This is a genomic window from Eggerthella sp. 1_3_56FAA (assembly GCF_000185625.1).
Classification (GTDB): domain Bacteria; phylum Actinomycetota; class Coriobacteriia; order Coriobacteriales; family Eggerthellaceae; genus Eggerthella; species Eggerthella lenta.
In genome coordinates, this window is the sequence record NZ_GL622580.1 from 1,144,505 (window position 1) to 1,155,799 (window position 11,295).

Sequence of the window (11,295 nt, forward strand, 5' to 3'; positions counted from 1 at the left end):
TTCGATGTTTTCGCGCTTCGTTCCCCTGTACGCTCCTCGCCGTCAAAGGCCCTTTGCGAGATGCGCGTCGAAGCGATTTCGCGGCCTATGGTAGCGGAAAACAAGAGGAGGAACAAATGGGAACAAGGGATAACGAGAGCATGGGTTTAACGCGGCGTGGCTTTCTCACCGGCGCGCTCGCCCTCGGCGCGGTCGGCGCGGGCAGCATGCTTGCGGGATGCTCGTCCGAGGGGGGCGCGGGCGCTCCGGCAAGCGACGAGCGTGCGTGGGATCAAGAAACCGACGTGGTGGTGGTCGGAACGGGCTTCGCCGGTTTGGCAGCCGCTCATGAGGCTGCGAAGGCGGGCAGCCAGGTCGTTCTTGTCGAAAAAGCTCCCGAAAAGTACGCAGGCGGCAATAGCCGCGCATGCGCCCAGGCCATCTGGTCGCCGGAAAAGACCGCCGAAGGCGTTGCCTACTTCAAGGAGATCACCGGCGATTACCACCTCGTCGGACTCGACGATGCCGTGATCGAGGCCTATATCGGCGGCGCGAAAGAGAACGCCGATTGGCTGTTGGACGAGTTCGAGATCGAGACGAAGACGCACAACGCCTGCGAGTACCCCGCTGCGAAAACCGCTTCGGCGGTGGGCGATTCCAACACGCTCATTCCGGCCGAAGGGTTGGGTAACGCTCGGGTCTGGGCGCCTATGTTCGAGGTGGTAGGAAGCGAGTCGGGCGTTACGTCTCTGTTCGAGACGGCCTTCACCGATCTCGTGTTCAACGAGGCTGGCGAAGCGATCGGCATCGAGGCGCAGCAAGGCGAATCGCCCCTCCTCATCAAGGCGAAGAAGGGCGTCGTGCTCGCTTGCGGCGGGTTCGAGTACAACGAGGAAATGAAGGCGAATAACTGCCGTTACCCGTCGCTCGCGTGGGGCACGCCGTACAACACGGGCGATGCTCTGACGGCGTGTCGCAAGTACGATATCGACTTCTGGCACATGAACTCCGCGACGCCGGCAACGCGCGTCGGCGTGCAGGCTACTTGGCTCGATGACGATTTCAGCGAATGCGGCTTCGACTGCGAAGTGGCAGGCGATGCCGGGTACGTGTGGACCGACAAGTACGGCAAGCGCTTCATGGACGAGACTCGCTCCTATCAGCACGGATACGGTCGCGATGCGCTGTTCTACAACGACTCCGCCAAGATGGAATGGCCGCGCCTGCCGTTCTGGCAGGTTGTCGACGAGAGCACGCTGCCGTTTATGGGAACGAGCGGCAGCGGTTGGGTGCACATCGTCGGCGGCACCAGCGCTCCCGACAGCACCGAAGAGTTGCTTTCCTCGGGCTTGATGGTCAAAGCCGACACTGTCGAGGAACTTGCTTCTCAGATGGACGTCGAAGCGACGATCCTGCAGGAGAGTGTGGACGCGCTTTCCGGTCCCGATGACGAGTTCGGTCGAGCTGCGGAAAAGAAGCGCGCGCTTTCCGGCACGCTGTATGCGGTGCAGCTCCAGCCCATCATGGTGAACACCAACGGCGGGCCGAAGCGCGATGCGAGTGCGCGCATCGTGCATACGGACGGCACGCCTGTCGAGCGGCTGTTCTCCGCTGGCGAGCTCGGCTCCGTATGGGCTTGGTACTACCAGGGTGCCGGCAACGTGAGCGAATGCATGGTGTTCGGCCGCATCGCCGGGCGCAATGCCGCTGCGCTGACTCCTTGGGACGCTGAAGCTTAGGGCTTCATCTGTTCCGTGACGCGGCCGTCCTTCCGACTCCCTCCCTCGTGCGGAAGGGCGGCCAAGAACCTGCGGGCGATCCGGAAGGTATCGCTCGCTCATCTGCCAAGGAGGCAATGCGATGAAGAAGTTTACGGGTGCGGCGACGATTTCGTGCGCAGTCATCGCGTTGGCGTTGACCGCCTGCGCGCCCCAGTCGAACGAAAACGGAGCCGCATCGGCCGACGATGCGAAGGAGACCCCGATCACGGTTGCGTGGTCGGCGGACTCGGAGTGTGGCACCTGCCATGCGACCGAGCAGGCGTCGTACGACGACGCGGCTTGCGTGGCCAGCACGCACGAAGGGCAAGCGTGCATTTCGTGCCATGCTGACGCTTCCGGTCTGGCGACGGCTCACGAGGGCAAGACCGCGTCCGATACCATGCCCAAGAAGCTGAAGAAGACGGAGGTGCCCGACGACGCATGCCTGTCGTGCCACTACGGTGCTCGCGAAGAACTCGTTGCAGCCACCGTCGACGTCGCGGTGGTCGATTCGAAAGGCACGGCGGTGAACCCGCACGATGTGACTCCGAGCGAGCAGCACGATACTATCCGATGCGCGGATTGCCACGGCATGCACGATGCCGAGAAGCTTGCCGACAAAGCCGATGCGGAATGCGCAAGCTGCCATCACGCCGACGTGTTCGAGTGCTACACGTGCCACGATTGACGCGACCGCTGCGCGGACGTCCGAGAAGGGGGCATGCGTGCAACAAGCTGCGCATACCCCCTCTGTTCCTCTTGTGGAACCTCGGTCGAAACCCTCGCGCGCGCACCGCGGTGCGCTACCATGACGCTCATGGAAACCATTAAGCGACATGACACCGGTCCCGCGGTCGAAGACGTGCAGCAGCGCCTCGTCACCATCGGGCTGCTCGATCCCGCCGACGTCGACGGGGCGTTCGGCGATACCACGGCCGAGGCCGTGCAGGCGTTCTGCGGCGGCGCGGGCCTGCCTCTCACCGACGAGGTGACCGAGAAGGTGTGGGCGGCGCTCGTCGACGCCTCGTTCACGCTGGGCGACCGCACCCTGTACCTGCGCATGCCGCACTTCCACGGCCACGACGTGCTGGAGCTGCAGCACGCGCTGGGCGCGCTCGGCTTCGCCTGCGGCGCCACCGACGGCATCTTCGGCGCGTTCACCGAGCTTGCGCTGCGCAAGTTCCAGCTCAACCTGGGCCTGCCGTCCGACGGCATCGCCGGCGCCTACACGTACGCCGCCATCCGCAACCTCCACCATTCGTGGGAGGGCAAGGAAGCGGTGCACGGTTCCAGCCACCTCGGGTTCGCCCGCGCCGCCGACGTGCTCGAGCGCAATGCGCTGTGCCTGTTCGGCACGCAGGATTTTACGCGCAGCGTCGCATCGCGCATGTCGAATCTCGCGCTGGCCACGAACCCCGCTTCCAAGATCATGAGCGCCGATTCTCTGCTCGTCGCCCCCGACGAGTCCATGTTGCTTGTGCATATCGTCCTGCCGGGCGAGCTGACGGTGACCACCGTGCCGCGCGTCAGCTTCGATGACGAGGAGACGCTTTCTCTGCGTCTCGAGACGGCTATCGGCGTGGCCGACGCCGCCAGTCCGTCGCGCATCGCCGTCGAGCTTCCCGGCATTATGTGGGAAGACGCGGGCGAGGGTCGTTCCGCGCAGCATTTCGCTATTACGCTGCTCGACGCCTTGTGCACTGCGCTGTCGTAAGCTCGGCACCCTGATCGTAGACGCTGCACCCCCCTCCGCCATTCCGAGCAAGCGAGGTCTTCGGGATGCCATCCTGAGAGAGTGCGGTCCGCTCCCGTCATCCTGAGCGAGCGAAGCGAGTCGAAGGCCGCGTTGCGCGTGGCGAGGAGGCTTGCGGCATCTCCTCGATCGGAAGCTCGAACGCTCGCGCTCTTTGATCGAAACCTTCCTACACCAGCTGATGTATTCTCGTGTCGGTTCGATGACGGATATGCAAAAGTTAATGATTTCCGCAGGTGAGGGCTTTATACTGCTGTCAAACACCAACCGATTCGAAAGCAGGTTATCATGGCTGACGATACGAAGAACACCGACTCTGGCACCCCGCAGCAGCCCGACGCGGCTCCGCAGCCTCCCGCGACGCCCCCGACCGAGCCGTTGCCTCAGCAGCAACCTTCTATGGGCCAGCAGGTTCCTCCCGCGCAGCCCCAGCCGCAGCAACCGATGTACGGCGCTCCGCAGCCTCAGCCGCAGGCTTTCTACCCGCCTGCTCCGCTCATGCAGCTCACCGGCGGCATGAAGTTCGCTTGGCTTGTGGTGGGCGCCTTGCTGGGCATTCCGGGTATCATCATCGCTTGGCTTGTGAACGTCGACAAGATGCCGCAGGTGAAAAGCGATGCCCTCAAGTTCGCCATCATCGGTTTCGTCATCTGGATCGTGCTGCAGTTCATCTTCGGCATGATCGTGTTCGGAACCATCTCGGCCGCGATGTACGGGCTGATGAACTCGGTGGATATGGGCTCCTACAACTACGGCTACCACGGATCTTGGTAATCGACCGGATAAATCTGTAAATCGCTTCACATTGGAAGAGCCCAGCGGGGCTCTTCCTTTTGCGTGCTAAAGCGAGTGGTACAATTGTGAGCGATTTCCAGGGTCCGTGCGGGGAAGCGCGGGCGCCAGAGACCCACCGCACAAAGGAGCACACATGCCACGTCCCATGACCATGGCGGAGAAGATCCTCGCCGCCCATGCGGGGCTCGACGAAGTGGAGCCGGGTCAGCTGATCGAATGCGATCTCGACCTCGTGCTGTCCAACGACGTCACCGCCCCCATTGCCGTCAAAGAGTTCCGCAAGATCGGCGTCGAGAAGGTGTTCAATCCTACGAAGATCGCTCTCGTCCCCGATCACTACGTCCCCAACAAGGACATCAAGAGCGCCGAGCAGGCCAAGATCGTGCGCGATTTCGCGCGCGAGCAGGGTATCACCCACTACTACGAGGTGGGCTGCATGGGCGTCGAGCATGCGCTGCTCCCCGAGCAGGGCGTCGTCGGCGCGGGCGACCTCATCATCGGCGCGGACAGCCACACCTGCACGTACGGCGCGCTGGGCGCGTTCGCCACGGGCGTGGGCTCCACCGACGCCGGTGTGGGCTACGCCACCGGCAAGGCGTGGTTCAAGGTGCCCGAGTCTCTGCTGTTCAAGATCGAGGGCGAGCTGGCTCCCGGCGTCACCGGCAAGGACGTCATCCTGCACATCATCGGCATGATCGGCGTGGACGGCGCGCTCTACCAGGCCATGGAGTTCACCGGCAGCGCCATCCGCGCCATGGACATGGACGAGCGCATGAGCATCTCGAACATGGCCATCGAGGCGGGCGGCAAGGCCGGGCTCATCGAGGTCGACGACGTGACGCGCGCCTACCTGGACGGCCGCACCGAGCGCCCCTACACCGAGTACCATTCCGACGCGGACGCGACGTATGCGAAGGTGTACGAGATCGACGCCGCCTCCATCGTGCCCACCGTGTCGTTCCCGCACCTGCCGTCGAACACGCGCCCGGCCGCCGAGGCGCGCGACGTCAAAATCGATCAGGCCGTCATCGGCAGCTGCACGAACGGCCGCATCGCCGACATGCGCCAGGCCGCCGACGTGCTGCGCGGCCGCACGGTGCATCCCGACGTGCGCTGCATCGTGATCCCCGCCACGCAGGCGGTGTATCGCCAGTGCATGGAGGAAGGCCTCATGGACGTGTTCCTCGACGCGAACTGCGCCGTGTCCACGCCTACGTGCGGCCCCTGCCTGGGCGGCTACATGGGCATTCTCGCCGCAGGCGAGCGCGCCATCGCCACGACGAACCGCAACTTCGTCGGCCGCATGGGCGACCCCACCAGCGAGGTGTACCTGTCCTCGCCGGCCATCGCCGCGGCAAGCGCCGTGCTCGGCCACATCGGCCTGCCGGAAGACCTGGACTAGGAGGAGCTGCGATCATGCAATTCAAAGGAACCGCGCACCGCTACGGGCGCGACATCGATACCGACGTCATCATCCCGGCCCGCTACCTGACCACGTCCGATCCGGCGGAGCTGGCGAAGCACTGCCTGGAGGATCTCGACACGTCGTTCGTCGAACGCGTGCAGCCGGGCGACATCATCGTGGCCGACGAGAACTTCGGCTGCGGCTCGTCGCGCGAGCATGCCCCCATCGCCATCAAGGCGGCGGGCGTCGACGTCGTCATCGCCAAGAGCTTCGCGCGCATCTTCTACCGCAACTCCATCAACACGGGCCTCGCCATCATGGAGTGCCCCGAAGCGGTGGACGCCATCAGCCAGGGCGACGTGGTGTCGGTGGATGCCGATACGGGCGTCATCGTGGACGAGACGACGGGCCAGACGTACCAGGCTCAGCCGTTCCCCCCGTTCATCCGCGAGATCATCGAAGCCGGCGGCCTCATCAACCGCACGAAGGCGAAACTTGGCGAGGAGTAGATCAATGACCAGGACCTATAACATCTGCCTGCTTCCCGGCGACGGCATCGGCCCCGAGATCATCGCCGAGGGCGTCAAGGTGCTGGACGCGGTGGGCGCGAAGTACGATACGGCGTTCTCCTACACCGAGGCGCTGCTGGGCGGGTGCGCCATCGATGCGTGCGGCACCGCGCTGCCGGACGAGACGCTGCGCGTGGCCGAATCGTCCGACGCCGTGCTGCTGGCGGCGGTCGGCGGTCCGAAGTGGGATACCACCGACCCCGCGAAGCCGCGTCCCGAGCAGGGCCTGTTGGGCATCCGCAAGGCGTTGGGCCTGTACACGAACCTGCGTCCCGTGCAGATCTTCGCCGCGTTGGCCGACGCGTCCACCCTCAAGCCCGAGATCGTGGACGGCGTGGACATGATGATTGTCCGCGAGCTGACGGGCGGCTTGTACTTCGGCCGCCGCGAGCGTTTCTACGACGAAGAAGGCTGCGGCTCGGACGGCGCCGCCGGCCAGCGCGCCTACGACACGTTGGAATACCGCGAGTACGAGGTGGAGCGCATCGCGCGCCAGGCGTTCGAAGCCGCGCGCAAGCGCCGTAACAAGGTGACCAGCGTCGACAAGGCGAACGTGCTGGAAACCAGCCGCATGTGGCGTGAGATCGTGCACCGCGTCGGCTCAGAGGAATACCCCGACGTGGAGCTCGAGGACCTGCTCGTGGACAACACGGCCATGCAGCTGATCAGCCGCCCTGTCGACTTCGACGTGGTGGTGACCGAGAACATGTTCGGCGACATCCTGTCCGACGAGGCCGCCCAGATCACCGGCTCGCTGGGCATGCTGGCCAGCGCCAGCCTCGGCGACGGCACCGCCCTCTACGAGCCCAGCCACGGCAGCGCGCCCGACATCGCGGGACGCGGGATCGCGAACCCGCTCGCGCAGATCCTGTCCGTCGAGATGATGCTGCGCTATAGCTTCGACATGGGCGAGGCCGCCGACGACATTCGCCGCGCGGTGACCGCCGTGCTCGACGAGGGCTGGCGCACCGGCGACATCAAACAGTCCGACACGCCCGCCGACAAGCTGGTCGGCACGGCGCAGATGGGCGATCTCGTGGTGTCGCGTTTGTAGCGCGTTCCTTGCAAAGTAAAAAAGAAGCGCCCTGAACGGGCGCTTCTTTTTTGTCAGCGGTCTCGTTTACGGCTTCGGTCCCTTCGATACGACGATGACCACCTTGCCTTCTTGCACGCTTTGGCTGATCACCGTGCCTTCCGGAACCGTGTCGGAGTACTCCTCGATGTAGCCCGCCTTGTAGCCGTTCAGTATCTGGATGGCTTCCTCGAAGGTCTTGCCCACGGCGCTTGGAGCCGAGTTCACGTCCTTCTCGCGGCTTTCGCCGTCCTCGTCCTTCTCTTCTTCCACCTTCTTGCCCAGCTTGTTCTTCTGAGCGATGTTGTACGGGTTGTTGTACGGCGGATCCGCGACGGTGGGGAAGTTCTCGATGGCCTTGCCGCTGGTCGCCCGATCCATGAAGTCCTTCCATAGCGCGTTCGCCGTGAGCCCGTGGTCGGTCTCAATAGCGCCGGACGGGTCGCCGATCCAAGCCGCGCACGACAGGCTGGGCGTATAGCCCACCAGCCAGTGGTCGGTGAACGAGCTGGCGGTGCCCGTCTTGCCTGCAACCGGCTGCCCGCTGTTCAACCGCGCCGACGTGGCCGTGCCGTTGCTCTGCGTGAACACCGTTTCCAACACCTTCGTCGTGGCGGCGGCGACCTTCTCGTCCAACACGCGTTCGCCGGTGTCGCTCTCCTCCTGAGGCCAGATGACGTTGCCGTCGCGGTCGAGGATCTTTGTGATCACCGTGGGCTCGCGTTTCACGCCGCCGCTGGCCAGCGTGGCGTAGGCGCTCGCCATCTCCAACGGATTGACGTCGGCCACGCCCTCGGTTGCGGTGTACACGGGCTGCATGGGGGAGGTCACGCCCAGGCGGCTGGCCATCTCGGTAGTGGATGCCTGGCCGATGGAGTTCGACAGGCGCAGGTAGCCGGTGTTCGACGAGATGGCCGTCGCGCTTTGGATCGTCTGGATGCCGTAGTCGTTGCCGTTGAAGTTCTCGAAGTCCTCGGGTGCGCCATCCTGTCCCTTCTTGAGGGGAGAGGTGCAATCGACCAGCGTCTGAGGCGAGATGCCCTGTTCGATGGCTGCGGCCAACGTGAACGCCTTGAACGTCGATCCGGCCTGGCGTCCCGTTCCGCCGTCGCCCGTGGCGATGTTCACCTGGCTTTCCCCTTCGCCTTGGCCGTACGGCACTCCGCGCGTCATCGCCTTCACTTGGCCGGTTGCCACGTCGATGGCTACGATGGAGGCGTCCAAGTTGTCGGCCATGTTCGCGCGCTGGTTGTCCACCGCCGCCTGCGCCGCGTCCTGCAGCTCGGGGTCGAGCGAGGTGTAGATGGTCAGTCCGCCTTTGAACAGGTCGGCATACGAGCATCCGTAGGGGTTGTTCTCGTCGAACAGCAACGAACGCACGTAGCTGGTGAAAAAGGGATAGGCGTAGATGCCGTCGGCTGGTGCGTCGGGCGCCGGGTTCAGCCCCAGCTCCTCGGCTTGGGCATCGTCGTGCTCCTGCTGCGTGATGTCGCCGGCCGACAGCATGCGGTCGAGCACCACGTTGCGGCGCGCCAGGCAGGCGTCCGGGTACACCTTGGGATTAAGATAGGTGGGCGACTGCGGGATGCCTACGAGCGTGGCGGCCTGCGCGAGCGTCAGGTCGAGCGCCGACACCTGGAAGTAGTTCTGCGCGGCCGCTTCGATGCCGTAGCAGCCGTCCCCGTAGTTGATGATGTTCAAGTACTTGACCAGGATGTCGTCTTTGCTGAAGCGTTTCTCCAAATCGATGGCCAGCTCGGCCTCGCGGATCTTGCGCTCGAAGGAGATGTCGGTCGCCTCTTCGGACAACACGGTGTTGCGCACGAGCTGTTGGGTGATGGTGGAAGCGCCTTCCAGGTCGCCGCCGCGCAGGTTGTTGACGAAGGCGCGCGCGATACCGGGGATGTCCACGCCTTCGTGCTCGTAGAAACGCACGTCCTCGGTGTCGACGGTGCCTTCCAGCACGTATGGGCTGATCTCCTCGTACGTTACCGGATCGCGCTTTTCCAGCTGGAACTCCGCCAGCAACGTGGCTTCGTCGCCTGCGTACATCACAGATTCGCGGGATGTGTTGGTGAAGTCGGTGTCCTCGATGCTGGGGAGGTTCTTCGTCCAGCCTTCCATGACGCCGAGGGCGCCCTGAACTCCTGCGTAGCCGACGAAGCAAAGGGCTGCCACCGTGACGAGGAGGCCCCATTTCACCGCATGGGTGCGCATTTCGCGCTGTTTTCTCCGTATTTTCATCGTTCGACTATACTACCATAGCGCTGATACCGAACCGTAACGTTCGGTCGGATAACCCCGGAACTCTCTACACCAGCTCGCATCCTGTTCGAAAGGGTGCAAAACGTACGGCTATATATAGGTAAGGATCTACCATGTCTCATGCCATCGAACTGCTCGCGCCCGCCGGCAACGCCGCGGCGCTTCGTGCCGCCGTGCGCGGCGGGGCCGACGCCGTGTATTTGGGCCTCGACTCGTTCAACGCCCGCCGCGGAGCCGACAACTTCACGCTTGAGACACTGGCCGATGCCTGCGCCTACGCGCATCTGCGTGGGGTTCGCGTGTACGTGACGTTCAACACCGCCGTGCTGCCTTCCGAGGTGGCTCGTGCGCTCGAAACGGTGCGCCAGGCGTATCGCGCCGGGGCGGATGCCTTCATCGTGCAAGACGTCGGCATCGCATCCGAGATCTCCCGCACGCTCCCCGAGGCGCGACTGCATATATCGACGCAGATGAACACGCATAACGCGGCCGGCATCGAGGCGGCGGCGAGGCTGGGCGCCCAGCGCGTCACGCTGGCACGCGAGCTGTCCGTCCTCGAGATCGCCCATCTCGCCGAGGTGGCCGACGGCTACGGCATGGAGGTGGAGTCGTTCGCTCACGGCGCGCTGTGCGTGTGCTACTCCGGCCAGTGCTTCATGTCGTCGCTCATCGGCGGCCGTTCGGCGAACCGCGGGCTGTGCGCCCAGGCGTGCCGTCTGCCCTACACGCTGCACAACGTGGCGCTGCGCAAGAACCTGCCCGCGCCGGGCGAGCATCTGCTGTCCCCGCAGGACCTGTGCGCCATCGACTTGCTGCCCGAACTGGTGGAAGCGGGCGTCACGTCGTTCAAGATCGAGGGTCGCATGAAGTCGCCCGAGTACGTGTTCGCCGTCACGCAGACGTACCGCGCCGTACTCGATCGCACGCTGGCCGAGCGCGCTGCGGGAAGCGGCAAGGACGTGCGGGCCGCCGAAGACGAACATCGCACCCTGGCTGAGGCGTTCTCCCGCGGGTTCACCACGGCCTACCTGGAGAACCAGCGCGGCAACGACATCATGAGCTACGGGCGCCCGAACAACCGCGGCGTGTTCGTGGGTCGCGTGACGTCGGCGAAGAACGGCGTCGCCACCGTCGCGGCCGAGCGGCCGCTCGCACCGGGCGACGTGTTGGAGTTCTGGACGAACAAGGGTCACTTCGCCTACACGCTCGACCAGGTGTCTCTCGACAAGCAAGGCAATGTTCGCATGGCGCCCGACCGTCCGGTGGGGAAGGGCGACCGCGTGTTCCGCGTCCGCAGCGCCGAAGCGGCGTTTGAAGACGACGTATTCGAGCCGCGCGTCGCGGTGACGGGTCGCGTGGTGCTGCGCATCGGCCAGCCGCTGCGCGTAGAGTTCTCGCTGGCGCCGAGCGCTGCAGCGCGTCATCCTGAGCGCAGCGAGGCGCAGCCGAGCGAAGTCGAGGGATCCCGTGCGGCGACAGCCCATACCCCCCCGATCGGCGCAGCCGAAGGCGTTGCGATCGAGCCCGCGCGTACGAAGCCGGTGACGGTCGACGACGTGCGTGCGCATGTCGATCGCCTGGGTCAAACTCCGTTTCTGCTAGAATCGCTCGAGGTCGAACTCGATGAGGGTGTGGGTATCGGCTTCTCGCAGCTGCACCGCGTGCGCGCCGCCGCGCTCGACGACCTTGCGCAGCAG

9 protein-coding genes are annotated in these 11,295 nt (G+C 64.7%); 8 read left to right on the plus strand and 1 reads right to left on the minus strand.

All coding sequences use genetic code 11. The features are described from left to right. The first annotated feature begins 140 nt into the window (after positions 1–140). The 7 genes from HMPREF1023_RS10135 (at position 141) to leuB (ending at position 7,315) form a co-directional block, all read left to right on the plus strand. A complete protein-coding gene (locus HMPREF1023_RS10135) occupies positions 141–1,718 on the plus strand; it encodes an FAD-dependent oxidoreductase (protein ID WP_009306189.1) in 1,578 nt (525 codons plus the stop codon). Between the two features lie 121 nt (positions 1,719–1,839). Then, on the plus strand, positions 1,840–2,427 hold the full coding sequence (locus HMPREF1023_RS10140) for a hypothetical protein (protein WP_009306190.1): 588 nt from the start codon (positions 1,840–1,842) through the stop codon (positions 2,425–2,427). A gap of 120 nt (positions 2,428–2,547) precedes the next feature. Beyond that, entirely contained in the window at positions 2,548–3,453 is a 906-nt protein-coding gene (locus tag HMPREF1023_RS10145) for a peptidoglycan-binding protein (protein WP_009306191.1), read from the plus strand. 327 nt (positions 3,454–3,780) lie between these two features. Continuing rightward, the gene (locus HMPREF1023_RS10150; RefSeq protein WP_009306192.1) at positions 3,781–4,266 is read left to right on the plus strand and encodes a hypothetical protein; all 486 of its coding nucleotides are present in this window, start codon (positions 3,781–3,783) and stop codon (positions 4,264–4,266) included. 154 nt (positions 4,267–4,420) lie between these two features. Further along, complete coding sequence (leuC, locus tag HMPREF1023_RS10155; RefSeq protein ID WP_009607939.1) at positions 4,421–5,689, plus strand: 3-isopropylmalate dehydratase large subunit; 1,269 nt, start codon at positions 4,421–4,423, stop codon at positions 5,687–5,689. Between the two features lie 14 nt (positions 5,690–5,703). Continuing rightward, the gene (locus HMPREF1023_RS10160) at positions 5,704–6,201 is read left to right on the plus strand and encodes a 3-isopropylmalate dehydratase small subunit (protein WP_009306194.1); all 498 of its coding nucleotides are present in this window, start codon (positions 5,704–5,706) and stop codon (positions 6,199–6,201) included. Positions 6,202–6,205: 4 nt separating this feature from the next. After that, positions 6,206–7,315, plus strand: coding sequence for a 3-isopropylmalate dehydrogenase (gene leuB, locus HMPREF1023_RS10165; RefSeq protein WP_009306195.1), 1,110 nt, complete (start codon positions 6,206–6,208; stop codon positions 7,313–7,315). A 66-nt stretch (positions 7,316–7,381) separates the two neighbouring features. Here the strand turns inward: leuB and HMPREF1023_RS10170 are convergent, their stop codons facing one another. Next, positions 7,382–9,550 (minus strand): transglycosylase domain-containing protein, encoded by a 2,169-nt coding sequence (locus tag HMPREF1023_RS10170; protein WP_009608032.1) that lies wholly within the window; start codon positions 9,548–9,550, stop codon positions 7,382–7,384. 161 nt (positions 9,551–9,711) lie between these two features. On the opposite strand from HMPREF1023_RS10170, the gene HMPREF1023_RS10175 reads away from it, so the two are divergent. Then, the coding region (locus HMPREF1023_RS10175; RefSeq protein ID WP_009306197.1) for a U32 family peptidase at positions 9,712–11,295 on the plus strand (1,584 nt) is incomplete at its 3' end.